Genomic DNA, 24,861 nt, shown 5'->3' with positions numbered 1-24,861 from the left:
CGGTTCCAGGTTTCCGAGAAGAACCCGCGGGCATCACCGAAACGGGCGGGCGTCAGGACAAGAAGGCCGGGTATCCCGGTCTGTTCTACATGCATTTGCAAGGGCTCTGGATCGTGACGTCGGACCGGCTGCTGCGACCCGGTCGGACCATGCCACGGGGGTAGGTATACGACAAGGCAGAGGCAGGGCGGCCCATGGGCATGGCCGGGGCATCAATGGGGCAATGGCAGGGGCCGCACCGGTGCCGGCCGCGCCCTGCGCGAATTCCCCGCCAGAGGTGCCGTCACGTCAGGCCGCGATCCAGTCGAAGAACCCCTCGCCCGCGCGTGCGCGCAGGCCTTTCGCCATCTCCGCGCCGAGTTTCGCGCCATCCTCGACCGGCGCGCTGCGGTCGTCGTTCAGCACTTCCGACCCGTCGGGGCGCAGGATCTCGCCACGGAGCCTGAGCGTCCCGCCATCGAGTTCCGCCAGCCCCGCGATCGGCGTCTCGCAGGACCCGTCGAGACCCGCGAGAAACGCGCGTTCGGCGGCCAGCCGCTGTCCGGTCGGGCCATGGTGGATCGCCTCCAGCATCGCGGCGGCGCGGGAGTCGTCGGTGCGCCGTTCGATCCCGATGGCGCCCTGCGCCACGGCCGGCAGAACATCCTCGGGCGCGATGGCCGATTTCACGACGTCGGTCATGCCCAGGCGCCGCAGCCCCGCCATGGCGAGGAAGGTCGCGTCCGCCACCCCGTCCCCGAGCTTTTTCATCCGCGTCTGCACGTTGCCGCGGAACTCCACCACCTCGAGATCGGGCCGCCGCGCCTTGAGCTGCGCCCGGCGACGGAGCGACGATGTGCCGACGCGCGCGCCTTCGGGCAGGGCCGCGAGACTGTCATGCCCGAGTGACACGAAGGCGTCGCGCACGTCCTCCCGCGGGAGGTAGCAGTCGAGCATGAGGCCCGGCGGCTGGAACGTCGGCATGTCCTTCATCGAGTGCACGGCGATGTCGATACGCCCCGACAGCATGTCCTCCTCGATCTCCTTGGTGAAGAGACCCTTTCCGCCCAGCGTCTTGAGCGCGACATCGGCGTCGATCAGGCTGCGGTCGTCGCCCGTGGTCTTGATCACCACGATCTCGAAAGCCGCCTCGGGCAGGTCGAAGGCCGCCATCAGGCGCGCGCGCGTCTCGTGCGCCTGCGCGAGGGCGAGCGGCGAGCCGCGGGTTCCGATGCGAAGCGGTTTGGCGGGGGTGGGCAGGTCGGTCGTCATGGGCTTCCTTCTATACCTGTCAACTTTACTTGACAATCGCCTTCGGGTTGACAGACTCGCGGGCACGGACAATTCCTGTCCGGCAAACGACCGAAGGACAATTCCCATGTTTGACGCGCCCCCGACCGGCCAGAAGAAACTACTGCGTTCGCTCGCCGGCGAGGCGATGGAGGTGCCGCCCGTCTGGCTCATGCGGCAGGCCGGGCGCTACCTTCCGGAATACCGCGCGACGCGGGCCGAGGCCGGGGATTTCCTGTCGCTTTGCTACAATTCCGAGCTTGCCGCCGAGGTCACGCTGCAACCGATCAGGCGCTACGGCTTCGACGCGGCGATCCTGTTTGCCGACATCCTCCTGATCCCCGACGCGCTCGGGGCGGACCTGTGGTTCGTCACCGGCGAGGGGCCGCGGCTGTCCACGATCACCGGGCCCGAGGGGCTGGCGAACCTGAAGGGCAAGGACGACATCCACGACCACCTCGCACCGGTCTACGAGACGGTACGCATCCTGTCGCGCGAATTGCCGCAGGAAACCACGCTGATCGGCTTCGCCGGCGCGCCCTGGACGGTGGCGACATACATGATCGCAGGGCGCGGCACGCCGGACCAGGGGCCTGCGCACAAGCTTCGCATGGAAGACCCCGCGACGTTCGGCGCGCTGATCGACCTGCTGACCGAGGCCACGATCGAGTATCTCGACATGCAGGTGCAGGCCGGGGCCGAAGTCGTGAAGATCTTCGACAGCTGGGCCGGCTCGCTGAAGGGCGACGCCTTCCGCACCTTCGCACTGGAACCCGCGAAACGGATCACGGCCGAACTCAAGCGCCGGCACCCGGGTCTGCCGGTCATCGCCTTCCCGCGCGAAGCCGGCGAGGCCTATGTCGGGTTCGCGAAGGCGGTCGGCGCGGACGGGCTCGCCATCGACACCAAGGTGGACCCCGTGTGGGCCGCCGAAAACCTGCAGCCCGACAGCTGCGTGCAAGGCAACCTCGACCCCAGGCACATGGTCACCGGCGGGCAGGCCCTCGTCGACGAGACGCGCCGCATTGTCGACGCGCTGAAGCACGGGCCGCACATCTTCAACCTCGGCCACGGCATCACGCCCGAGGCGGACCCCGACAACGTGCACCTGCTGCTGGAGACGATCCGGGGCTGACCCGACGAGAGTGCGGGTGACCGGCGTCGCAATGCGTATTTTCGGAAAGATGAAGGGCCGGGTGCGGCGATGCGGATACGTCGCCCCTGTTGATGCTCCTGCCTTCATCTTTCCAAAAAATACGCATGGCACGGCATCGCGCCATGGCGTGACGTCATTTCTCCGGGAACCGCGGTGACGAGGCCGGACTTCGCCGTGGTGGGACGGGGCCTCATGGGCACCGCCTGCGCCCGGCACCTGGCCGAAGCGGGTCATTCCGTCGTCCTGATCGGGCCGGAGGAACCGGCCGACCCCGCCCTTTTCGAGGGTCCGTTCGCCAGCCATCACGACGCGGGCCGAATCACGCGCATCCTCGCCCACGACGCGGACTGGGCGCGGCTCTCGGCGCGGTCCATCGCGCGCTACGGCGATATCGAGGCGCGATCGGGGATCGGCTTCTATCACCCGGTCGGCGGCATGATGGCCGCACCCTCCGCAGGTCCGGGCGCGGCGTTCGGCGACGCCTTTCTCGGCGTGGCGGGGACGGAAGGCATCGCCCATGACCGGCTCGAGGGAGCAGCGCTTGCGGCGCGGTTCCCGATGTTCCGTTTCGCACCGGGCACCCGTGCGGCGTGGGACCCCGCGGGCGGATGGATTGATCCTCGCGCCATGCGGAGGGCCGAGGAGACGCTGGCCATCGCCGCCGGAGCACGGGTCCTCCCCGATGTCGCGGTCGCGCGCCGGGACGGTCGGATCACCCTTGGATCGGGCGAAGCGGTCGATGCGGGCGAGGTTGTCGTCGCCACCGGCGCCTATGCGGGGATGGACGCGCTCCTGCCGTTCCGCCCGGCGATGGAGGTCTATGCCCGCACCATCGCGTTCGTTGAGCTGGCGCAGCGGGAGGCCGCTGCGTTGGCCGGCATGCCCACCCTGATCTTCGTGCCCGAGGAGCAGGCGCACGACCTCTACCTTCTGCCGCCGATCCGTTACCCGGACGGAAGGTGGCTGGTAAAGATCGGCGGCGAGGATGACAGCCCGCGTCTCCGCACCAAGCCGGACATGACACGCTGGTTCCGGGGCAGCGGAAGTGCCGGGGCCGGACGGGAGCTTCTGGCCGCGCTGGGGAGGGTCATGCCGGGTCTGCCGATGGAGCGCAGTTTCACCGGGGCCTGCGCGGTCGCGTTCACCACGACCGGCAAGCCCTACGTCGCGCGGATCGCGCCGGGGCTCACCCTGCTTGCCGGGGGGAACGGCGCGGGTGCGAAATGCGCGGACGAACTCGGACGGCTCGGCGCGCTTGTCGCCACAGGCGGCGACCTCGCGGACGAGGGGTATGGCTGCGATTTCCGGGCCGTCGAGGACGCCGCCCCCTGACGGCACCGGCGCGCCTGAGCCCCTGCGGCTTGTCTGGCGGGGCCGCATGTCGTAGCACCTGCGCAACGCATGCGGCCATCGCCGGAGACGCCTTGCACCTCCCCCTGTCCATTTCCCGCCTGACCGGACGGCGCCCGCAGCCGGGGCGCGCGCACCGATGAGCGCGCGGCAATCGCTCGATACTCCCCGCGAGGGCGCAGGCTCGGCTTCGGCGCAGGGCGACCTCTTGCGCCGCGTCTGGCGCGAGCATGTGCGCATGCATGTTCCGGTGCTCCTGATCGCAGTGGCGTTCATGGCGGTCGAGGGCGCGGCGCTCGGCGCCTTCGCCTGGCTCGTGCGGCCGCTCTTCGACGGGCTTTTCGAGAACGGGTCTTTCGACGGGGTGGTCATGATCGGCGGGCTGATCGCCGGCCTGTTCGTCCTGCGCGGCGTGGCCAGTTTCACGCAGCGGCTGATCGTCGTGTCCGTCGGCCTCAAGGTCACCACGCGGCTTCAGGCGCTGCTTCTGCGCCACATGCTGACCCTCGACCAGCGTTTCTTCCAGGACAATCCGCCGGGATCGCTGCTGGAACGGGTGCGCGGCGATGCGGCGGCGCTGCAGTCGCTGGCGACGACCGCGCTGATGTCGCTGGGCCGGGATTCGATCACCCTGATCTCGCTTCTGGTGGTGATGCTCGCCACCGACTGGCAATGGACGCTCACGGCGCTGATCGGCATCCCGCTGCTGGTGGTGCCGCTCTACCTGCTGCACCGGCTGATCCGCGCCACGTCGCTTCAGTCCCGCGCCGCCGCGGCGCGCCTGTCCACGCGGCTCGACGAGATCTTTCACGGCATCCAGACGATCAAACTCAACCGTCTGGAAAAGTCCGAGGACGCGCGCTTCGAACGCGAGCTGAAGGGCTATCTGCGGCCGTCGCTGCGGGCGCAGGCGGGACTCGCCGCGAACCCTGCCACGATGGACCTGCTGGCCGCGGCGGGGTTCATCGCCGTGCTCTGGTTCGGCGGGCAGCAGATCATCTCGGGCGAGAAGACGATCGGCCAGTTCATGTCGTTCTTCACCGCGCTCGGGCTGATGTTCGAACCGCTCCGGCGTCTGTCGAACGTCGCGGGCCAGATCCAGGCGAGCCTTGCCTCGGTCGAGCGGATCTATGCGGTGTTCGACATGAAACCGACCGTCCTTCAGGCCGCGCAGGCGAAGCCGATGGCCACCGGCGACATCCGCTTCGACGACGTCGGGTTCGGATACGAGGATGCGCCGGTCCTGCAGGGGCTATCGTTCCTGGCCGAGGCGGGCCGCACCACCGCGCTGGTCGGGCCCTCCGGCGCGGGCAAGACGACTGTCTTCACGCTTCTGACGCGGCTTTCGGACGCGAATTCGGGCACCATCTCGATTGGCGGCACGCCCGTCGAGCAGATCGAGATCGAGGCGCTGCGCGACGGCATCGCCGTGGTCAGCCAGGAAAGCGCGCTTTTCGACGAGACCATCGCCGCCAACATCAGGATGGGTCGCCTCGACGCCACCGAGGAGGAGGTGCGCGAGGCGGCGCGAAATGCCTCGGTGCTGGAATTCGCGGACCATTTTCCCCTCGGGCTCGACACGCCCGTCGGCCCCAGGGGCTCGGCCCTGTCGGGAGGGCAGCGGCAGAGGGTCACGATCGCGCGCGCCATGCTGAAATCGGCCCCCGTCCTGCTGCTGGACGAGCCGACCTCAGCGCTCGACACCAGGTCGGAACAGCTGGTTCAGGAGGCGCTCGACAGACTGTCTCAGGGACGCACGACACTGGTGATCGCGCACCGGCTTTCGACGATCCGCGCGGCGGACAAGATCGTGGTGATGGAGGCGGGCCGCGTGGTCGAGGAAGGCACCCACCAGACGCTTCTTGGGCTCGGCGGGGCCTATGCGAGGATGCATGCCCTTCAGGGGGCGCTGAACTAGACGCACGGGCTTCCCGCGTGTAAGCCGCCGCAATCCTTCGGGACAGGGTGGGCGCACGGATGGCCGGCGGCCAGGGACCAACTTCGGCAGGGACCGGACGTGGAGAGATTGCGGCGCAAGGCACGGGAGGCGTGGTGGTGGCCGACCTACCGCTACTGGGTCGCGGACCATGCCCTTCTGCGCGCCGTGATCCCGAACTTCTACAAGGTCGATGCCGATCTCTACCGCTCCAACCACCCGGGCTACCGGCGCCTGAAGCAGGCCCGGGACCTCGGGATCAAGTCGGTCCTGTCGCTTCGCGGAGATCCCGACGCCTCGCCCAACCGTCGCGAGCAGGCGGCCTGCGAGGAACTGGGCCTGGAGCTTCGCTTCATCCGCCTTCGGACCGGCAAGCTTCCGCAGCGCGAGACCCTTTTGGAACTGCTGGACCTGTTTCGGGAGATGCCGAAGCCGATGCTCGTGCATTGCAAGTCCGGGGCGGACCGGACCGGGCTTGCCGTCACGCTCTACCGGCACGTGATCAAGGGTGAACCGCTGGAGACCGCGCGCAAGAGCCTGCACTGGAGCTACGGACACCTGTCCTTCGGGCGGGCGGGCGCGGTCCACCGGATCCTGGATGCCTATGCGCAAACCAATGAGCGGAGCGGCGTGACCTTCGAGGACTGGCTGCGCGAAAGCTACGATGCCGTGCAACTGGCATCGAAGAGCTGAGCGCGGAAGACCCGCGAGCCTTCAGCCGTTGCGAACCTGCCCGCCGAGCAGGGACCTGTAGACCGCGATGATGGCTTCGGCTTCGTCCTCGATGCGGAACCCGTCCAGCATGTGCCGACGCGCGGCATCCGCGGCCCCGGCACGCCGCGCCGCATCGTCGAGGAACCCGGCCGCGGCCCCCGTCATGGCATCGACATCCCCGGGCGGCACCAGTGCCCCTGTCTCGCCCTCCACGACGAGCTCGGGAAATGCGCCGACCGTCGTGGCGACGACCGGCACCCCGCACGACATCGCCTCCAGAGGGGTCAGTCCGAACCCCTCCCAGCGTTGCGGCGCGATGAACAGGTCGAGCACCCGGTACCAGTCGGCCATCGCGTCGACGGTGACTTCGGGGAGAAAGAGGATGCGATCGGAAAGCCCGGCCTTTTCCACCCTCTCGCGCAGCGAACGCTCGAACTCCTCGTGGCGCGAGGTGGACCGGCCCATGACGATGGCGGTCAGGCCGGGCCTCTCGGGAATGAGCCGCGCCATCGCGTCCACGAAGACATCCGTGCCCTTCTGGGCCCGGATCCGGCCATAGCAGCCGACGATCGGTCCGTCTGCGGGCAGCCCGAGGCCCCGGCGCAGCGAGGTCTTCTCCTCCGCGGAGGCCGGCCGGAACCTTGCGGTGTCGATCCCGTGCAGGATCACCGTCGCGGGACGTTCGAGATACTCCGCGGTCCGGCCCGACGTAGCGATCACCGCGTCCATGCGCCCGATCAGCCACCGCGTGAGCCAGGTATGCTCGCGCTGAGACGCGGACGTGAAGACGAGCCGAAGGCGCTTTCGCAGGATGTGCTTTGCGAAAAGGCCGCCGATCATTTCCGTGTTGCGCCGGGCATGCCAGACGCGCGGCCCGCCCTCCGGACGCGTCCCGGGCATGCGGAGGAGCCCGAGAAACCCCAGCGACGGAAACCCGGACGGAAGGCCGGGACCCAGCGTGGCGAGCGATATCCGCCCGGCCTGGATCGGCACGAGCCGGGCGATGGTCGCCGTGACGCCGGAGAGCCGCCGCTTGAAGTTCGGGACGATCACCTCGATCTCGGCCAGCGGCGGTCGCGGGATCGTCGCGGCGGCTTGCCGCGCGTCGGTCCTGTCCTGGCCGGAGGGGGAACTGTCGGGCATCGGCCTCGGTACTCTCTGGCGCGCCGGGCGTCAGCCGGGCGGGGTTTCGGCGAAGGCCACGTCGACCAGCGAGGCGCGTCCCGTGGCAAGCTCCAGCAGTTGCATCGGCAAACGCCGCAACTCGAAGGCGCCCCGCTGAAGCGTCAGCAACCGACGCCGCAAGCCCTTGGGCATGGCCGCGCGGTTGTGAGAGGCCGTGTCGCTGTCATAGGCGTATTTGCGTTGCGTCGCCATGCCGGGGACCGTGATCACCGGGCTCAGCGCAGCCATCACCGGCGACAGCGTGTCGTTGAAGAGGAAGTGGTCGACCGGCACGCGCATCCGCCCGCGCCAGCCCAGCGCGAGTTCCGCCCCGCGGCGCGACAGGATGTAGGCCCCTCCGCCCACGTGGCGCGACCGCATCCGCCTGAGGTCGCGCCCGCCGGGCGTCTGCCCGACCACGGGCCCGAGCAGGAGCCGGGAGGACCCTGAATTGTATTTCTCGAGCTTGACCGCGTCCGCGCCAGCCGGGATCCAGTCCGTCGCCGCAAGTGTCTCGGCCAGATCGGCGCCGAGATAGATGTCATCCTCGAGAAACAGCGCGTGACTGGCGGCGCCTTCGAGGAACCGTTCCCATGCCAGCGCATGGCTGACGGTGCAGGCGCGGTCGCCGACGCCGAGGGGCCCGAGCGGTCCGCGCCGCTCGATGATCTGCGAGAGGTCCGCCTCGGAAGCCGAGGCACCGTCGCAGCCCGACACTCGTTCCCAGGTCACGCCGCGCTCTTCCAGGTGTTGCGCGATCCGCTCCAGCCGGTCCGGACGCCGGTCGAGGTTGATCACGTAGACGGGGATGGCTTGCGGCATTGGGGCGTTCCGGGGTTCGATGCCGCGCTTGTTTCACGAATGCCCGCCCGATCTCAAGGTCGCGCGTGTCTTGTGGCGCGACGGTGGCGGGCCTATACCGCCCGCGCCATGTCCCGTGGAGATCGGCGCGCCCCATGTGGCCTACCTACGTCATCAACCTCGCCGACAATACCGAGCGGCTGGAGAACGCACGGCGGGAGCTTGCGGCGCAGGGGATCGAGTGGACCCGGCTCGACGCGGTCAACGGCTGGGCCCTGCCCGAGGAGACGATCGCGGAGGTCTACGACGCCAAGCGCAACGCGCGGCTGGCCAAGCACCCCTTGGTGCGCCCCGAGATCGGCTGCTACCTCAGCCATGTGCGCGTCTGGGAACGCATCGCGGAGGGCGACGCCCCAGGCGCCCTCGTTCTCGAGGACGATTTTCGCGTCACGGGCGACCTGTCGGGTACGCTCGCGGCATTGTCGCGGGATTCGGCGACCGACGACTGGGACATCGTGAAGCTCTATTCGATCCGGTCGCCCGGACGCATCATCGCGCCACGGCAGATCGCGCCGGGTCTCGCCCTCGGGACGCCCTACCGCGTCCCCAGCACCACCCTCGGCTACGTGATCACGAGATCCGCCGCCGAACGCCTCGCGACGTCCTCGGTCCCGTTCTTCCGGCCGGTCGACGAGGATCACAAGTTCTTCTGGGAGGCCGGCCTCGATATCCGCATCGTCGACCCGCAGCCCCTTTCGCTCGGCGCGCAGGAGACCGTAACGGGAACCGTGGGCGACACGCGCAAGCGCGCCGCCCGCGCGGATGCACGCCCCGCCTGGCAGAGCATGTGGGCGCGCCTGCGCTACCAGGCGGGCTACAACCTGAAGCTTGTCGGCCACAGGCTCCGCGGTCCCCGCGCATGACGATCCGGCGGATCTTCCACGTCCAGATGGGGCGCGAGGGCGGAACCGAGCGGTTCTTCGTGACGCTGGCGCAGGCCTTCGCCGAACGCGGCATCGAGCAGGCCTTCGCGATCCGGCCCGGACGCGCCTGGCGACAGGAGATCGAGGGGCTGGGGGAAATCCACGAAGGCACCTTCATGCGCCGCACGCCGGGGTCTATGCTGGCCCTCCGGCGGATGCGGCGGGCGATGCGAGATTTTCGGCCCGACGTCGCGATGGCGTGGCGGGCGCCCGCGGCGCGTCTCATCCCAGATCTGCGCGACACGGTGAAGGTCGTGCGCCTCGGCGACTACCCGCGCCACGTAAGCCACTTCCGGCACCTCGACGCGGTCATCTGCAACAATCCTTCCATCGCGCACCACACCCATGCCATCGGGTGGAAAGGCGCGATGCCGGTGATCTCGAATTTCGCACGGCCGGTATCGCCCATACCGGTCTCGCGCGCCGAGATGGGGACACCGCCAGATGCCTTCGTCATCGGCTCGGCCGGGCGGTTCACCTACATCAAGGGCTATGACACGCTGTTGCGGGCCGTGGCGACCCTGCCCGATGCCTGGCTCTGGCTCGCCGGGGACGGCGAGGATCGGGACGAGCTCGAAACGCTTGCGGCCCAACTCGGGATCGCCGGGCGCGTGCGCTTCGCCGGATGGCAGGCGGAGCCGATGAACCTGATCGCCGGGGCCGACGTATTCGTCATGCCCTCGCGCGAGGAGCCGCTCGGCAACGTCCTGATCGAGGCCTGGCACTGCGACATCCCAAGCGTCGCGACCCGGACGGACGGGCCGAACTGGTTCGCCACGGACGGCAAGGACGCGCTTCTCGTTCCGATCGACGAGCCCGCCGCGATGGCCGCGGCGATCGCGCGGCTGCGGGGCGACACGGCCCTGCGCGAGACACTGGTCGGCAATGCCAAGGCCACGCTCGAGGCGCGGTTTTCGAAGAAGGCGGTCATCGACCTCTACCTCGAGACCTTCGAGGCGCTCGGAAAGGCCCGCGAATGAGCGGCCGCAAGATCCTCCACATGCATTTCGGCAAGGAAGGCGGGGCCGAGCGGTTCTTCGTGAACCTCGTGCAGGCGTTTGACGAGCGCGGCATGGAGCAGCGCTTCATCGTGCGGCCGGGACGCATCTGGCGTGACGAGATCGCCGCCATCGGGCCGATCACGGAAAACCACTACCGGCGCCTGTCGCTGACGACCCCGATCCTGACCTGGCAGACCCACCGGATGATCCGCCGCTGGCAGCCGGACGTGATCATGGCGTGGATGTCGCGCTCCTCCCGGCTGATCCCGGATTACGCGCCGGCGATGAAGCTCACGCGGCTGGGCGACTATCCGCGCCACCTGCGCCACTTCCGCCACAACGACGCGATCGTGGCGAATACGCCTGGCATCGCCGAGAAATGCCGCAGGCTGGGCTGGACGGGCGAATTGCGCGTGATCTCGAACTTCGCCCGCGAGGTTACCGTGGCGCCCGTGTCGCGGGCCGGGATGACAACGCCTGAGGACGCCTTCGTCATCGCAGGGGCGGGTCGTTTCGTGCGTCGAAAGGGGTTCGAGACCCTGGTCGAGGCGGCCGCGAAAATCCCGGGCGCATGGCTCTGGCTGATCGGCGAGGGAGAGGAACGCGCAGCCCTCGAAGCGCTCGTGGAACGCCTGGGCATCGCCGCGCGGACCCGCTTCACCGGATGGGTGGAGGAACCGATGAACATTATCGCCTCGGCCTCGGTCTTCGCGATGCCCTCGCGGCACGAACCTCTGGGCAATGTCATACTCGAGGCGTGGCAGACCGGCGTGCCGGCCGTTTCGACGCGGTCCGAGGGGCCGTCGTGGTTCATCCGTGAGGACGAGGACGCGCTTCTGTGCGAGATCGGCGATGCAGAAGGCATGGCGGCGGCGATCACGCGCATCAGGGACGAGGCCGGGCTGGGCGCGCGGCTGGCCGAAGCCGGGCGCAGGCGGCTTGACGCGGAATTCGCGAAGGGGCCCGTTGTCGACGCCTACGAAGAGCTGTTCGACATGAAAAAGCGCGGTCAGCCGCCCCGCCGGTAGAGCGAGTTCGACCGCGTCTGGCCGACCCGCACATAGCCGTGGCGCTCGAACGCCGCCGCGCACCCGCTGTAGTCGTCGCCCGAGCGCGGATGCTCGATCGAGATGCGGGACGGCCGAAGCGCATCGTCCTCCGCCTCGTCGAGAAACGGCACCAGCGCCGCGTCCTCGTGCCCCTCGATATCGATCTTCAGCGCATCGACCCGCGTCACACCGAGATCGCGCAGGATCGAGGCCAGCGTCCGCATCGGGATCGTGCCGGTGTCGCTTTCCTCGACCCGAACGATGGCGACGTCGTCCTTGCGGATGCGCAGGTCGACCTTGCCCTCGCCACCACCCACCGCGCAGTTGACCATGTGGATGTTCTCGAGCCCCGAGGCCGTGGCGTTGAACATCAGCCGCTCGGCCATGGCCGGGTTGGCGTCGATGGCGACCACGGTCCCTTCCGATCCCACGGCGCGCGCCATCGGCAGCGAGTAAAGCCCGATGTTGGACCCGATATCGAGCGCGACGCCGCCGGGCTCCAGCGCGCCCAGGAGAAAATCGATCTCGGCGCCGTTGTAGTCGCGCCGCAGGAGCATCCCGTATTCGATCAGGTTGTTCCTGCCCTCGATCCGGTAGCGGCACCCGCGCCACTCGATATCGAGCGGCGAGCCGAGCGCCGTGATGAGGTTCGTCGTCCAATGGCGGAAGGTGCCGCGCTGAAGGAAGCTGCGGCGCGCGAGGCCGATGAGGGCCGACTGCAGCATCCCGGGCGGATACCTGCCCCAGGGCGCGGTCTCGACGGTGCCTGTTTCGGCGGGCGAGAATGCACGATCGTCTGCGGTCATCGGAACCCCCTTGTCCCTCACCCATCGCGTGGGGATCGACGCGGGGTCGAGGCCCCGCAAAACGCCCTAGCCGGATCGGGTCATCAGAACCGTCAACCGGTCCTCGGCATCCGTGCGGAAGCCCGCCGACGCAAGCCCGGATTTCAGCTCGTCGATCGCGGCCTGCCCCACGATATGAGGATGCACTTCCAGCACGATCGCGCGGATACCACCCAGCGGCGCGTCCTTCAGAAGGTCGGTCTCCGCGCCTTCCACATCCATGACGAGCACGTCCGGCGAAAACTCCGCGATCACGTCGGCGAGGCTGTCGCTCTCGACCGTGATCGCGTTCTGCGCCTCGCGCCTCTCATGCACCGACGAGGAGAGTATGTTGTCCGCGCGGTAGAAGACGATCGGCGCCCCGTCCGTCGTGATCGCCTTCATCCGAAGGGTCGGATGTGTCTCGTTCAGGGCGTAATTCGCCTCGATGACCGGCTCCAGGTCCGGGTTCGCCTCGTAGGACAGAACGTTCTGACCACCGGTGATGCGCGCCGCCAGAAGGCCGACAGCCCCAATGCCCGCCCCGATCTCCAGCACGCGGTCGCCCGGCCGAACGACCTGCTGCAAGAGGCGCCGCTCCGCGTCCTCGTAGGTCTTCTTGTAGAGACCGTTGCGTACCGCGCGCGGAACGCGCCCTTCGGCGGAATGGACACGCACGCCATCGAGCGAGACGAAGGCCGTGTTCCGCAACCGGTGGTAGTTCAGGAAGACGTTTCGGAAAGGATTTGCCAAGGCCCCACCCATATACTTTCGCGGAGTGTCTAGAAGCGATCGGGCCGGCGGGCAAGGCGAGTGACCGGCCGGGCGTCGGGGCAAAGGCGCCCGCCGCCGGGCGATCTGCCTCCGTTCGTCCCCGGAAAGGCCGATCCGACGCCGGTCACCGAGGTTTGCGCACCATCGTGTATCCAGAGAAGTGACGTTCCAGCGAAAGCCCCTCGCGTTCGAGGAACGCGTCGATCGCGATTTTCGCACCCGGCCATTTCTCGAGGTCACGGTGCGCATCGTATTCGTCAAAGACCGCGATCCCACCGGGTGCCACGAGCGGCCAGAAGTGGTCGAGGCTGTCCGCGTAGCTCTGGTAGAGGTCGACATCCACATGCAGCAAGGCGACCGGCGCACCGTCGTACTGCGCGAAAGTTTCCGGAAAGAACCCCTCGACGTAATGGATGGACGCGGCCAATTCGGGGGATTTCGTTCGTTCGGACACGTAGCGCCGCACCCAGTCGACCGTGAACTGTTCGTAGTCCTTCATCGCCCTGGGGTCGAACCCGTCCCGATCCTCAGGGGATCCTTCGGGAAATCCCTGGAAGGAGTCGAAGCCCCAGATTTCGCGCCCCAACCCGAGTTGCTGATTGAACCAGGCCATGTGGGCCAGCGAAACACCATGGCCGACACCGCATTCCACGAAGGCGCCCGGGACGGTCTCGACGCTGCGTATGGCATCGTAGATCTGAAAGATCTTCCCGAAATCCCGGCCGATCGGACGGGCCCGATAGCGCGCCATACGGCCCTTGAGTTTGTCGCGAACGCGTCGTTCGACCTGTTTCAGGAAAGACAAGCAGCACCTCGCATCGTGTGTCGGCGCGGAACCGCGCCGAATGCGCCTCGTTTCTTGCCGGAACCCAGCGCACTCGCGATCTGTCGCGTGACGCAGGATCCGACACTCGTTTTCGCCTGCACCGGATGGCCGGATGAAGCCTCGCGGTTGCACTCCGGATGCCCGGGAAGGCCATGACACACGGGAAGCCCCGGGATGCGACTTTCCTGCTGCGGCATCAGGTGTGCAGGATTACCTCCAATACCTCGCGGAGGCTACTCCCCGCCGCATCCGGGGCGAGGAAGTTGCGGATGCGGGCGTTGTTCGCGGGCGGCACCCGTTCGGTGGGCAGGTGCGCCGCCGGCCAGCGATGCACAGGCAGCCGCTCGGCCTTGGCCTTCTTCCGCAGGTCGAAATAGACCTCGTCGGGCATCAGGTTGCGCGGAAGGTCCAGCAGGACGGTGGGCACATTCAGCAGATGGCAGAACCCCGTCGCCATCGAGGTGTGGGTGACGGCCAGCCGGCAATTCATCAGCCAGTTCACCGTCTGCTTGCGAACGCTGGTGAAGGTCGCGTCGTAGGGCGACGGCGCACTGCTCGGCCAGTTGGGATGCAGGCAGACGACCACCGGCAACCCGGTCTGGTCGCGCAGGCGGCGGAGGTAGTCGTTGACGAGGTCCAGATGTGCGGCCTGCAGCTCGGCGTCGAAGAAGCGTTCGGCATGCAGGTTGTTGGGCGCGTCCGCAAAGGTGAACGTGACCGCCTGGTCCAGGAAGACCAGCGCGGGCGGGCCTTCGGCGGGCTCTGCACGGGCGAGATAGTGCCAATCGATGTGATTGACGGGAACGGTATGCGTGACGCCCGGCACGACCTCGGGAAACTCGAAGCCTTTCGTCTCGTTGCTGAAGTAGTGCGTCGCCGGCGGGATGCCCTTGGGCAGATGCGCCCGTTTGCGTCGCAAGGCGCGGCGCGGAAGGTTGAACCACCGGTCGTCGTATTGGCGTCCGCGAAACAGATCGCGCAGATCGCCGCGTACGAAGAGGATACCCCAGGCGCGCGCAGTCGCGCCGATGGACGCGACTAGTTCGGCACGCGCCTTCGACCATTCCAGGCCCACGACAAGCACATAGTCGAAGCGTTCGGCCGCGAAATAGGAGTGGGCCTCTTCAGGCGTGCGCAGGGAGACGGTGGTCTCCGGCGTCACCCTGTCCTCGTAGCTCTGCTCGTATTCCCAAGGCTTGGCGAAGGCACTGACGTCGATGAAGACGTCGAAAATGGGGGACAGGGCATCCAGTCCGCCGCTTTCGTCGATCATCCGTTGCCGCACGCCATTGCAGAAGACCACGGCCCGTTTCCCATTGGCCGTCATGGCTTCACGCTCCGCAGCTCCGGATAAAGGGCAAGGGCGCGGCCCATGGCGAACTCCGCGAGGTCCCAGTCGAAGGGCGTGTCAATGTCGATGGATCGGTCCTCGGGCATTTCGTAGATCCGGGTCGTCGGCGTCAGGACCTGCATGTCCGCGAAGCGCGCGCGGTCCAGGATGTAGATCGACCCGTTCAGCCGAAAGGTCGCCGGAGCGTCCTGTCGCCGGGCGACCCCGCCGGGCAAGGGTTTGCTCAGATGCGCCGTGCCGTCGGCGGCCTCTTCGAGAAGCGAAAAATAGGGCGACGCGTCGGTGCGGACCGCACTGACCACGCTTTGCGCACCCGTGGCCTCGAAAAGCGCGACGGCCTCCGCGATATCTTGCGGCAGGCGGATCGGCGATGTGGCCTGCAGGTAGACGATGGTCGCGAAGGTGGTCGCTCGCGCCGCTTCCGCCTCCGCGACCGCGTGCAGGATCGCCGGGGCGACCCCCGCCTCGTCGGTGGCCATGTCCGCAGGACGCTCGATGGCCAGATCGCAGCCGTGGTCCGTCGCGGCCTTCAGGATTTCGGCGCTGTCGCTGCTGACCGCGACGGCATCGACGACGCCGGATGCCTTCAGTTGCGCGATGCTCCAGGCGATGAGCGGCACCCCGTGAAAGGGTCGGACGTTCTTGCCCGGCACGCCCTTGGAACCGCCGCGTGCGCAAATCAGCCCGATGCGTCCGGTCATGAATCGCTGTCCGGTCCGGCGGACTTCTCGACATGCGCGCGCGCCTGCTCGAGATCCTCGATGCGGCCGATGTCGATCCAGGTTTCGCGCATCGCGAAAACGGAAACCGGGTCGCCGGCATTCATGAGCCGTTGCAGCAGGTCGGGCATGTCCGTGTACGTGGGCCCATCGAGCAGGTCCAGCACCTCGGGCGACAGCACGTAGATGCCCGCGCTGACCCTCTCGACGCGGGTCGGTTTCTCCTCGATCGCGACGAGGCGCGTGTCATCGGTCTGCAGCACGCCATAGGGAACCTGGTGGCTGTACTCCCACGCGCAAACCGTGGCCTTGGCCGTCTGTTCGCGGTGGAAATTCACGAGCGCTTCGTAGCGGATCGTGGTCAGAAGGTCCGCATTCATCACGATGAACGGCTGTTGCGGGCGGTCGGGCAGAAGCGTCAGCGCACCGGCCGTTCCAAGGCGCTCCTTTTCCTCGACATAGGTGATTTCAACACCGAAGCGGCGACCGTCGCCGAAATGGTCGCGGATCTGGTCGCCGCGGTAGTTGAGCGAAATTGTGAGATTGGAAAAACCCTGATCCGACAGGGACCGGATGATCGTCTCCAGGATCGGGCGGTCGCCAAGTCGGAGCATGGGCTTGGGAGTTTGTGCGGTCAGCGGACGCAGTCGCGTGCCCAGCCCGCCCGCCATCAGGACGACGCGCGTGTCGTTGGGCCGCAAGCCGGAAAGGTCGTCGACGTAGATCAGGTCAAGGAGCCGCCCGCCGGCATCGACCACCGGCAAATGGTGGAGCGACTGCTGTCGCATGATCTGACGGGCTTCGGAATCGCTGACATCAGGGGCGATCGTTCGCGGCGGCTTGCCCCCGAGCGCAAGCACGGGGCTGTCTGGCCCGATCCCGGCCAGAAGGGCACGGCGGATGTCGCCATCCGTGACCGTGAAGAGCAGGCGATCCTCGGCATCGGTCACCAGCGCGATCTGCAGGCTTCCGCTGTCGATGGCCAAGAGAGCGTCCCGGACGGTCGCCTGTTCCGAGATCACGAGTTGTCGAATGCGCTCCTTCATTCAGAAACGCTCCTGTCTCTGACGGACCGGGCGGGCGACCCCACGACCGTCGTGCCCTCTTCCACGTCGGCGATCACCACCGCGCCGGCGCCGACCACCGCATTTGCACCGATCCGGACACCTTCCCGCACCGACGCGTTCAGCCCGACATGTGCGCCCTCCCCGACCCGCACGCCACCGGCAAGGGCAGCACGGGACGCCACATGGGCATGGGCGCCGATCTCGCAATCATGCTCCACGAGGGCCCCGGAGTTTATCAGTGCATTCTGCGCGATCGTGGCATGGGATTGCACGATGCAGCCGGCCATGAGGAGCGCGGTGGCATCGATGTCGGCCTTTCCACTCACCCATGCCGCGGGATGCCGGAGACCTTCGAACCGGAAGCCGAGGGATGCCGCGTGATCGAACACCCGCCTCCGGCGGGCCGTCGACCCGGCGGAGCCCAGCCCATTCAGCAACCGTATGGCGGCCGGGTCCAGGTCTTCGAGGCGGTCGTCGCCGCCAAGCCAGGGGATGTCGCCTGGCCAGGCGGCGTCAGGGCCCGTGGGCGCGATGCATCCGATCACCTGTGATCCGACGCTGGCAGCGGCGTCGAGAACAACGCGGGCATGTCCACCGCAGCCGAGCATGACCAGTCCCGCCATGGTCATGGGATATAGTCCTCGGACGCCAGATCATGGGGCAGGACCGTCCCGATCGCCTCCCAGTATTCCATCGGCGAGCGTCCACCACCCGGACGCTTGATCGTGATGTCCTCGGGCGTCAACACATGACCCTTCGGCAGATCGCGGGCCGCGAGCAGGCTTTTCCTTGCCGCCAGCCGGGTCTCCCATTCCTCGGCGGATGGCTGTTTGCGCGCGCTGCCAAGCGCCGCCTCGGTATCGCGGATGTCGGCCACCATGCGGGCAAAGGGCCCGGGTTCGAGGCTCGAGCGGTGATCGGGCCCCGGAAGATCCCGGTCCAGCGTCAGGTGCTTCTCGATGATCCGCGCGCCGCGCGCGACGGCGGCGACCGATATCGCACCGCCTTCCGTGTGGTCGGAATAGCCCACTGTCAGGCCGAAGGCCTGCCTCAGGGTGTCCATGGCGCGAAGATTGATGGAGGCCACGGGCGCCGGGTAATCCGTGGTGCAATGAAGAAGGGACACCCGCGCCTCCAGCACCTTCCACGCCTCCGGGTCGAGGAGCAACTGGGCGAAACTGCGCCGTCCGGGCTGGGTTCCAGGAGCCAGCGCTCCATGCGCAAAGGCGCCGAGTGCGGCCTCGACATCGGACAGCGATGCCATGCCGGTCGACAGGATCAGGTTTGCCCCGGTGGACGCGGCCCGATGGATCAGCGGGCCGTTGCTCAGTTCGCCGGACCCCAGCTTCACCGTGTCGAGCGCAAGGTCCCTCGTCAGAAACACGAGACTGTCGACATCGAAGGGCGACGACAGGAAACCGATGCCGCGTTCCCGGCACAGCGAAACAAGGTCGAGATGCTCCTCGCGGGAAAGTTCGAGGCCCGAAAGCATTTCCAGCTGCCCCGCATCCGCGCCGATGGCGCGGTCCTGGTAGGCGGCCTTGGGCGCACGCGCGGCAACCAGATCGCGCGCGCGGAAGGTCTGGAACTTCACGTAGTCCGCACCACAATCGGCGGCGGCATGCACGAGATCGCGCGCGAGGACGGGATCGCCATTATGGTTTACGCCGACCTCTGCGATGATCGTGACCGGAGGGCATGTCATGGCAAGGTCTCCACGAAACTCTTGCGCAGGAGATCAGGCCCCAGCCTGACGGTACGCAGAACCGACAGGACCCGCGCCGCGCTTTGCCCATCGCCATACGGATTTTCGACCGTCTCCAGGTTCATGGCAAGCCCGGCCTCCATGCATCGGCGGATGTCATTCACGTCGAAGGTGGAATGAAGGACGGATGTCGCCGCGTCGCGGCCCTTCTGCCGGTCGCCGATGTCGATGGTCGCGACGCCGAGTGACGGCGCTTCGTAGAGACCGGCCGACGAGTTCCCGATCATGAGCCGCGCGTGGCGGAGCGCGGACAGGAAGCGCCGCGACCCGAGGGTCCGGTGAAACACGGCATTCGCATGGTTTTCGGCGAAGGCCTCGAAGGCCCCGTCGATCAGGTAGCCCTGTGGATCCGCGTTGCTGCCGGTGAGAATGAAGGCCATGTCGGGCTTGTCCACGATGGCCCGCAGGACGATCTCGGCCGCCTCGTCGGCGCCGATGCCCCGCGTTTCGGGATGCAGCGCCACCAGCGCCCAATCCTTCGCAGCGTCGAGCCCCAGGTCGGACGCCAGTTCGGCACGCGGGATCATGTCGGTCTGCACGATGGTGTCGAGACCCGTGCTGCCGACCCGAAACACGCGATCCGGCTGCTCGCCCATCTGGCGCACACGGCGCGCGGCGGCTTCCGTGGTCACGAAGTGCAGGCTGGCCAGCTTGGTGATCGCGTGGCGAATGGCGTCGTCGAAGGCGCCTTCGGTCACGTCACCGCCGCAGAGATGCGCGATGGGCAACCCCATGACCACCGCGGCGCTGGCGGCCCCGAGGATCTCATAGCGATCGCCAAGAACCATCATCAGGTCGGGGGACGACCTTGCGATCTCGTCCGCGATCCCCACGCTCGCGAGGCCCGTTGCCCGGGCCGCCGACAGGGCGTCCGGCTGCGCGTCGAGGGCCAGGTCGATCACGGCGACAGGCTCGAAACCATCCTCGCGGATCGCCGCAAGGGACCCTTGGTCGCCCATGGCGTGTTGCCCGGTCGCGACGAGATGCAGCGCCATGTCCCCGGCGGCGTCGATGGCCTGCGCCACGGGCTTCAGCAGGCCCCAGTCGGCGCGACTTCCGGTGACCATCATCACCTTCATGGCCGCGCCAGGTTTGCCGAGGAGGGCACGTTCACGATCCGCCGTTCCAGATCGCTGGCGACCGGCAGGGGCGCGGCCGGGCAATCGACGAACATCGGCAAGCGATTGAGCAGGTTCCAGACCGGGCGGACCATCAGCCCCGCCTCGTTCAGGCCGTCGAGGATCGCGTCGCGGTGCACCTCGGCCCCGTCTTGCAGAACGAGGGCGTTGAGCCAGTGGTTCGAGCGGCAATGCGCGGGCTCGCCGAAGACGGTGGCGCCGGTGCAACCCTCGAAGGCCTTTGTGTACTGGCCGGCGAGGCGCCGCTTGCGGGCGAGCCGATCCGGCAATGCCTCCATCTGCGCGACGCCGAGTGCGGCGTTGAGGTTGGGCAGTCGATAGTTATAGCCGACCTCGTCATGGTCGAAGGCCCAGCGATGCGGCCTTTTCGCGGTGGTCACGAGGTGCCTGGCCCGGCGCGCCCATTCGCCGTTCGAGGTGATGACGGCACCTCCGCCACCGGTGGTCAGGATCTTGTTGCCGTTGAAGGACAGCGCCGCGATCTGGCCGAGGCTTCCGCATGGACGGTCGTGATAGAGGCTGCCGAGCGCTTCGGCCGCGTCCTCGACGACGGGGAGACCGTAGTCCTCGGCGACCGCGTTCAGCGCCGCCATGTCGACCGGATGGCCGAAGACATGCATGGGAACGATGGCGGCGAGGCGCCGTCCCGTGTTCCGATTGACAAGCCCGTTGCCCGTTCGCTCGGCCACGCGCGCCAGGTGTGCGGAGAGTGCGAGCGGACACAGGCCCAGCGTCTCGATGCTGCTATCGAGGAAATGCGGCACCGCCCCGGCATGGCAAACGGCATTCGCCGTGGCCACGAAGGACAGGGCCGGCACCAGGACCTCGTCACCGGGCCGCACGCCCGCAACGATCAGGGCGATCTGCAGCGCGCTGGTGCCGTTCACGGTGGCGACGGCGTGCTCGGTCCCGCAGGCCTCCGCAACCGCCGCCTCGAACGCATCGACATGCGAGCCGACCGAGGAAACCCAGCCGCTATCGATGCAATCGGTCACCATCGCCCGCTCACGAGGTCCGAATTCGGGCGCGTGCAGCGGTACGGGATCGCTCGTGCCGATGGCCGCCCTGACGCGGGCGGTCAGGTCGGCAACAAGGTCGGCGGGCGTGACAGCAATGGCCATTTCAGATGTTGTAACGATCGATCTTGTAGGCTGCGAGGTTCGCAGGATCCTCGAACCAGCGTGCCGTCTCCTCAAGACCTCTCTCGAACCCCTCCGGCCCGCCATAGCGCGGCTCCCAGCCGAACAGACGCCTTGCCTTCGTCGTGTCGGCGAACAGCCGGTCGACCTCGCTGGCTTCGGGCCGCAGGCGTTCGGCTTCGCATACGATCTCGATCTCGGCGCCCATGACCCTTGCGATCGCCGCCGCCGTGTCTTCGACGGAGATCTCGAAACCCGAACCGATGTTGACGACCTCGCCGATCGCGTCGTCGCATGCCGCGATCGCGGCAAAGCCCCGCGCGGTGTCACGGACGAAGGTGAAGTCGCGGGTCGGCGAAAGCGCACCAAGCTTGATGGTGCGCGCGCCGCTCGCGACCTGGCCGATGATGGTGGGGATGACCGCGCGCGCCGATTGCCGGGGTCCGTATGTGTTGAACGGCCGCAGCACCGCCACCGGCACGTCGAAGGACCGGTGAAAGGCCAGCGACATCTGGTCGGCCCCGATCTTCGTCGCGGAATAGGGCGACTGCCCCTTGAGCGGATGCGCCTCGTCCATGGGCACGTATTCCGCGCTTCCGTAGACTTCGGACGTGGAGGTGGTCACCAGGCGCTCGACACCCTGTCGCCGGCAGGCCTGAAGGACGTTGAGGGTACCCGTGACGTTGGTGGCGACGTAGGCATCCGGCGCGTGATAGCTGTAGGGGATGGCGATCAGCGCGGCGAGGTGCAGAACCACCGCGCATCCCTGCACGGCATCCGCCACGCCATGGGGATCGCGGACATCGCTTGCGACGACTTCGATCGCATCGCGGACCTCGGGCGGAGCGCCGTCCAGCCAGCCCCAAGAATTGAAGGAATTGTACTGAACCAGGGCACGCACATCGTGGCCGGTCTCGACGAGATGCTCCACCAGATGCGATCCGATGAACCCGTCCGCGCCGGTGACCAGGATCTTTGCGCCGCTGAGTTTCATCAAGCCCAACCACCGTTGTTCGCGCTTCCCCTACGGAATTCGCCTGTCAGGTTCAACCGTTTCCCACGGCCGCCAAAACCCCGCTAGAACGCCATGAAGCGTTGCAGGAACCGCTGCCCCTCGCCGGCGGACCGTTCCGGATGGAACTGCACGCCGAAGACATTGTCCTTGCGCAAGGCCGCGGCGATGGCGCGCCCCTCGACGGCGATCTCGCCGCAGAGATGGCCCGGGTCGGCGGGCCGTACGCTGTAGCTGTGGACGAAATAGTAGAAGGGCGTCCGGGCCTCCTGGGGGAAGGGCGTATCCGCCCAGTCCGAACCTTCGCTGGGCTGGACCGGGTGCCAGCCGATGATCGGCACGCGCATCGGTGGCAATCCCGGCACGGCTTCGGGGACCCTTTCGACCGTTCCCGGCACCACGCCGAGGCCCGCATGATCCCCGAACTCCTTGCCGGTCTCCATGAGCACCTGCATCCCGACGCAAATGCCCAGAAACGGCCTCTCGGCCTCGATGTGGCGGACGACCGCCTCGTCGAGACCCGTCTCGCGCAACTTCGTCATCACGTCGCCGAACGCGCCGACACCGGGCAGGATCACCCTGCTTGCGCCCGCGATGGCGGTATGGCTGCTCGTCAGGTACGCATCCACGCCGATCCGCTTGAGCGCGTGCAGCACCGAGTAGACGTTGCCGCTCCCGTAGTCGACGACGACGCAGGTCTGACCTGTCATGCGGGCCCCTCCACGAGATCGCGCACCGAACAGCCCTCGGCGCGCAGGACGTCGCGCAGGTCTTCCATGCTGACGCGACCCCAGTGCAGGGCTTGCGCCACGGAGACGCCCGAGGCCTGGGTGCCGCGGATGAGCGCGCTGAGATGGTCCGGGTCGCCAAGTCCGCCACCGGCGATCACCGGAATGCGCACCGCATCCGAAACCGCCCGGACCAGATCGAGATCGAGCCCCTTGCCCATGCCTTCCGTGTGGATCGCGGTAAGGACGATCTCGCCGGCGCCCCTATCCTCGACTTCCTTTGCCCATGCCACCGCGCTTAGGCCGGTCTTGTTGCGGCCGTTGTCCGTCATGACGTGCCAGTCGGATCCCTGCCGCACGGCTTCGATCGAGATCACGGTCGCCTGAGCCCCGAAGGTCTCCGACATCGCGTTGACGAGGTCCGGGTTCTGCGTGGCAGCCGTGTTGATGGCGACCTTGTCGGCCCCGCATTTCAGAAGCGTTTCCGCATCTCCGAGTTGCCGAACGCCGCCGCCCACCGTCATCGGCACGAAGACCCGCGATGCCGTCTCCTTCAGCGTGTCGACCAGGGTGTTGCGCCCGTAGAGGCTGGCCACGACATCCATGAAGATCAGTTCGTCGCAGCCCGCCTCGGCATAGCGCTCGGCGAACTCGGCCGGGTCGCCCACCTTTCGCCAGCCTTCCATCTGCACGCCCTTGATGAGCTTGCCCATCTTGACGTCAAGCCGGGCGATGACGCGCAGGTTCCGCATCACGCCTCCTGCGTGATCCGGTGCCGCAGCGACCATCCGTTCTCGTCGCGTTGCCACAGATGCGGCGACCGGAACCTGTCGGTGAGCGCTTCGAAATACTCACGCGTCATCATCGGGTGTTCGAACATCTTGTGGGCGACCGGGAAGGATTTCTCGTCGATCGAGAGATAGGCGAAAATCTCGTCGGCCCACCGCTCCGGGAACTCGCCGTCGTAGCGATGGATCAGCGCCACCGCCTCTTCGCGTTCCAGGTCGCCCGAGCGGACCTCCTGGCTCGCATCATAGGTCGCGCGGCCGATCCCGAACTTGATGTACGTGGTGTAGTAGTGAAGGTCGTCGATCTTGTCGTCGATCGAGTTGTACTTCGAAAAGGTTCCCGCCGTCCGCTCGGGGGATGCACGGAAACCGCCGTTCTCGACGGCGAAGTAATAGGCCGCCTGGGGGTGCCATTTCAGGTAGTAGCCAAGGTAGTGCACTTCGGCGCCGAGGGCGTCCAGCTGGCTGACATCACTTGGCAGATAGGGCGAGAGATCGGCCTGGCTGAGACCGAATTCCGCCTTGAGGCTGGCGACGGACTCGCCGCCGAGAAAGAGGTTCTCCTCCGACTCCGTGGCGAAGTATTCGAAGGACCGCTTCGCGCTGGAATTGTCCTCGATCGGATTCCCGTATTCGGCTTCGTTCTCCCCGTAGAAGATGAGGGGGATGCCCATCTGCAATGCCATCTTCGGCGCAAAGCACTTCTGGCCGATGATGAAGGGCTGGAACGGGTGGAAGATGTTTTCTACCGCCAACCGCGTCAGGAGACGTTTTGAACGCCCCGACGGCGTCATCAGGTAGTTGTCCATGCCGGAATGGATCCAGGCGTTGAAATTGTGCCAGCCCCATTCTGTGTAGATGTTCGGAGCCCAGGTCACCGTCAGCGGGTTCATTCCGTATTTGTATTTCAGCATCCAGGACTGGTAGAAACTGTCCTTCCCCCCGGAGCCGGGCACGAGGCAGTCGTAGCTGCCATTGCGGCTGCGGAACCTGTCGCAGAGCGCGATCAACTCCCGCTCTCGCTCGTCCCAGTCGATCTCGGTCGCCTTGAGCCGCGCGGTCTTGCAGGCGTCGCACTCTCCCGCATCGTCGAAACGGATGGTCGTCTTCGTCGAGGTGGCCGTGTGCTTGAACTCGACGGCCGAATTCGGCCGCTGGTTCGACATGCCGCAAGAACTGCAGAACCGGATATCGGCGGGAAGGCCGTACTTGCGCGGCGGATCGTTGACCTGGGGCGCAAAGTCGGTGAGTGGCAGGTCTGTCGTCAGCGCGCTCGGTTTGAAGGGCATCGTCTCTCCAGCGGGCC

At 67.3% G+C, this 24,861-nt stretch carries 24 protein-coding genes; 7 read left to right on the top strand and 17 right to left on the bottom strand.

Features of this window, described 5'->3' with window-relative positions; translation table 11 throughout:
- Positions 1 to 288: 288 nt before the first annotated feature.
- Positions 289 to 1,251 carry a hydroxymethylbilane synthase gene (gene hemC / locus N8I71_RS15160; RefSeq protein ID WP_262878851.1) on the bottom strand — a complete coding sequence of 321 codons (963 nt, stop codon included), beginning with the start codon at positions 1,249 to 1,251 and terminating at the stop codon, positions 289 to 291.
- Between the two features lie 106 nt (positions 1,252 to 1,357).
- On the opposite strand from hemC, the gene hemE reads away from it, so the two are divergent.
- The 4 genes from hemE (at position 1,358) to N8I71_RS15140 (ending at position 6,404) form a co-directional block, all read left to right on the top strand.
- Positions 1,358 to 2,404, top strand: a complete 1,047-nt coding sequence (gene hemE / locus N8I71_RS15155; protein ID WP_262878850.1) for a uroporphyrinogen decarboxylase — start codon at positions 1,358 to 1,360, stop codon at positions 2,402 to 2,404.
- A 174-nt stretch (positions 2,405 to 2,578) separates the two neighbouring features.
- Positions 2,579 to 3,757 (top strand): NAD(P)/FAD-dependent oxidoreductase, encoded by a 1,179-nt coding sequence (locus N8I71_RS15150; RefSeq protein WP_262878849.1) that lies wholly within the window; start codon positions 2,579 to 2,581, stop codon positions 3,755 to 3,757.
- Between the two features lie 157 nt (positions 3,758 to 3,914).
- Positions 3,915 to 5,693 (top strand): ABC transporter ATP-binding protein, encoded by a 1,779-nt coding sequence (locus tag N8I71_RS15145; RefSeq protein ID WP_262878848.1) that lies wholly within the window; start codon positions 3,915 to 3,917, stop codon positions 5,691 to 5,693.
- Between the two features lie 99 nt (positions 5,694 to 5,792).
- Positions 5,793 to 6,404, top strand: a complete 612-nt coding sequence (locus N8I71_RS15140) for a fused DSP-PTPase phosphatase/NAD kinase-like protein (protein ID WP_262878846.1) — start codon at positions 5,793 to 5,795, stop codon at positions 6,402 to 6,404.
- Positions 6,405 to 6,425: 21 nt separating this feature from the next.
- Here N8I71_RS15140 and N8I71_RS15135 read toward each other — a convergent pair whose 3' ends face one another.
- Positions 6,426 to 7,508, bottom strand: coding sequence for a glycosyltransferase family 4 protein (locus N8I71_RS15135; protein ID WP_406676107.1), 1,083 nt, complete (start codon positions 7,506 to 7,508; stop codon positions 6,426 to 6,428).
- Between the two features lie 90 nt (positions 7,509 to 7,598).
- Positions 7,599 to 8,411, bottom strand: coding sequence for a glycosyltransferase family 25 protein (locus N8I71_RS15130; RefSeq protein ID WP_262878844.1), 813 nt, complete (start codon positions 8,409 to 8,411; stop codon positions 7,599 to 7,601).
- 134 nt (positions 8,412 to 8,545) lie between these two features.
- Between N8I71_RS15130 and N8I71_RS15125 the strand changes: the two genes are divergently transcribed.
- Genes N8I71_RS15125 through N8I71_RS15115 form a run of 3 tightly spaced genes read left to right on the top strand, consistent with a single transcriptional unit; the run spans position 8,546 to position 11,402 of the window.
- Positions 8,546 to 9,313 carry a glycosyltransferase family 25 protein gene (locus tag N8I71_RS15125; RefSeq protein ID WP_262878843.1) on the top strand — a complete coding sequence of 256 codons (768 nt, stop codon included), beginning with the start codon at positions 8,546 to 8,548 and terminating at the stop codon, positions 9,311 to 9,313.
- Positions 9,310 to 10,353, top strand: coding sequence for a glycosyltransferase (locus tag N8I71_RS15120; protein ID WP_262878842.1), 1,044 nt, complete (start codon positions 9,310 to 9,312; stop codon positions 10,351 to 10,353). Before N8I71_RS15125 ends, N8I71_RS15120 begins: the two co-directional genes overlap by 4 nt.
- On the top strand, positions 10,350 to 11,402 hold the full coding sequence (locus N8I71_RS15115) for a glycosyltransferase (RefSeq protein WP_262878841.1): 1,053 nt from the start codon (positions 10,350 to 10,352) through the stop codon (positions 11,400 to 11,402). The genes N8I71_RS15120 and N8I71_RS15115 overlap by 4 nt, the downstream gene beginning before the upstream one ends.
- On the opposite strand, the gene N8I71_RS15110 is transcribed toward N8I71_RS15115, so the two are convergent.
- From N8I71_RS15110 to N8I71_RS15045, 14 genes are all read right to left on the bottom strand, one after another.
- Positions 11,384 to 12,229 carry an FkbM family methyltransferase gene (locus tag N8I71_RS15110; RefSeq protein WP_262878840.1) on the bottom strand — a complete coding sequence of 282 codons (846 nt, stop codon included), beginning with the start codon at positions 12,227 to 12,229 and terminating at the stop codon, positions 11,384 to 11,386. The two genes, N8I71_RS15115 and N8I71_RS15110, sit on opposite strands and share 19 nt — an antisense overlap.
- A gap of 66 nt (positions 12,230 to 12,295) precedes the next feature.
- Positions 12,296 to 13,000 carry an FkbM family methyltransferase gene (locus N8I71_RS15105; protein ID WP_262878839.1) on the bottom strand — a complete coding sequence of 235 codons (705 nt, stop codon included), beginning with the start codon at positions 12,998 to 13,000 and terminating at the stop codon, positions 12,296 to 12,298.
- Between the two features lie 145 nt (positions 13,001 to 13,145).
- Positions 13,146 to 13,772 (bottom strand): TylF/MycF family methyltransferase, encoded by a 627-nt coding sequence (locus N8I71_RS15100; protein ID WP_262878838.1) that lies wholly within the window; start codon positions 13,770 to 13,772, stop codon positions 13,146 to 13,148.
- Positions 13,773 to 14,043: 271 nt separating this feature from the next.
- Entirely contained in the window at positions 14,044 to 15,174 is a 1,131-nt protein-coding gene (locus N8I71_RS15095; RefSeq protein WP_262878837.1) for a hypothetical protein, read from the bottom strand.
- On the bottom strand, positions 15,171 to 15,899 hold the full coding sequence (locus tag N8I71_RS15090) for an acylneuraminate cytidylyltransferase family protein (RefSeq protein ID WP_262878836.1): 729 nt from the start codon (positions 15,897 to 15,899) through the stop codon (positions 15,171 to 15,173). Before N8I71_RS15090 ends, N8I71_RS15095 begins: the two co-directional genes overlap by 4 nt.
- Positions 15,896 to 16,963, bottom strand: coding sequence for a nucleotidyltransferase family protein (locus N8I71_RS15085; protein ID WP_262878835.1), 1,068 nt, complete (start codon positions 16,961 to 16,963; stop codon positions 15,896 to 15,898). The genes N8I71_RS15090 and N8I71_RS15085 overlap by 4 nt, the downstream gene beginning before the upstream one ends.
- Positions 16,960 to 17,613, bottom strand: a complete 654-nt coding sequence (locus N8I71_RS15080) for an acetyltransferase (protein ID WP_262878834.1) — start codon at positions 17,611 to 17,613, stop codon at positions 16,960 to 16,962. Before N8I71_RS15080 ends, N8I71_RS15085 begins: the two co-directional genes overlap by 4 nt.
- Positions 17,610 to 18,689: an N-acetylneuraminate synthase gene (neuB, locus tag N8I71_RS15075; protein ID WP_262878833.1), complete on the bottom strand. Its 1,080-nt coding sequence runs from the start codon at positions 18,687 to 18,689 to the stop codon at positions 17,610 to 17,612. The genes N8I71_RS15080 and neuB overlap by 4 nt, the downstream gene beginning before the upstream one ends.
- Positions 18,686 to 19,828: a UDP-N-acetylglucosamine 2-epimerase gene (gene neuC, locus N8I71_RS15070; RefSeq protein ID WP_262878832.1), complete on the bottom strand. Its 1,143-nt coding sequence runs from the start codon at positions 19,826 to 19,828 to the stop codon at positions 18,686 to 18,688. The genes neuB and neuC overlap by 4 nt, the downstream gene beginning before the upstream one ends.
- Positions 19,825 to 21,009, bottom strand: coding sequence for a LegC family aminotransferase (locus tag N8I71_RS15065; RefSeq protein WP_262878831.1), 1,185 nt, complete (start codon positions 21,007 to 21,009; stop codon positions 19,825 to 19,827). The genes neuC and N8I71_RS15065 overlap by 4 nt, the downstream gene beginning before the upstream one ends.
- A gap of 1 nt (position 21,010) precedes the next feature.
- On the bottom strand, positions 21,011 to 22,021 hold the full coding sequence (locus N8I71_RS15060) for an NAD-dependent 4,6-dehydratase LegB (protein WP_262878830.1): 1,011 nt from the start codon (positions 22,019 to 22,021) through the stop codon (positions 21,011 to 21,013).
- An 83-nt stretch (positions 22,022 to 22,104) separates the two neighbouring features.
- The gene (gene hisH / locus N8I71_RS15055; RefSeq protein WP_262878829.1) at positions 22,105 to 22,749 is read right to left on the bottom strand and encodes an imidazole glycerol phosphate synthase subunit HisH; all 645 of its coding nucleotides are present in this window, start codon (positions 22,747 to 22,749) and stop codon (positions 22,105 to 22,107) included.
- On the bottom strand, positions 22,746 to 23,519 hold the full coding sequence (gene hisF, locus N8I71_RS15050) for an imidazole glycerol phosphate synthase subunit HisF (RefSeq protein WP_262878828.1): 774 nt from the start codon (positions 23,517 to 23,519) through the stop codon (positions 22,746 to 22,748). The genes hisH and hisF overlap by 4 nt, the downstream gene beginning before the upstream one ends.
- Positions 23,519 to 24,844 (bottom strand): N-acetyl sugar amidotransferase, encoded by a 1,326-nt coding sequence (locus tag N8I71_RS15045; protein WP_262878827.1) that lies wholly within the window; start codon positions 24,842 to 24,844, stop codon positions 23,519 to 23,521. Before N8I71_RS15045 ends, hisF begins: the two co-directional genes overlap by 1 nt.
- Positions 24,845 to 24,861 lie beyond the last annotated feature (17 nt).

The sequence above is a fragment of the Roseicyclus sediminis genome, from assembly GCF_025515305.1.
Classification (GTDB): domain Bacteria; phylum Pseudomonadota; class Alphaproteobacteria; order Rhodobacterales; family Rhodobacteraceae; genus Roseibacterium; species Roseibacterium sediminis.
This window is presented reverse-complemented; position numbering and strand designations above follow the sequence as displayed.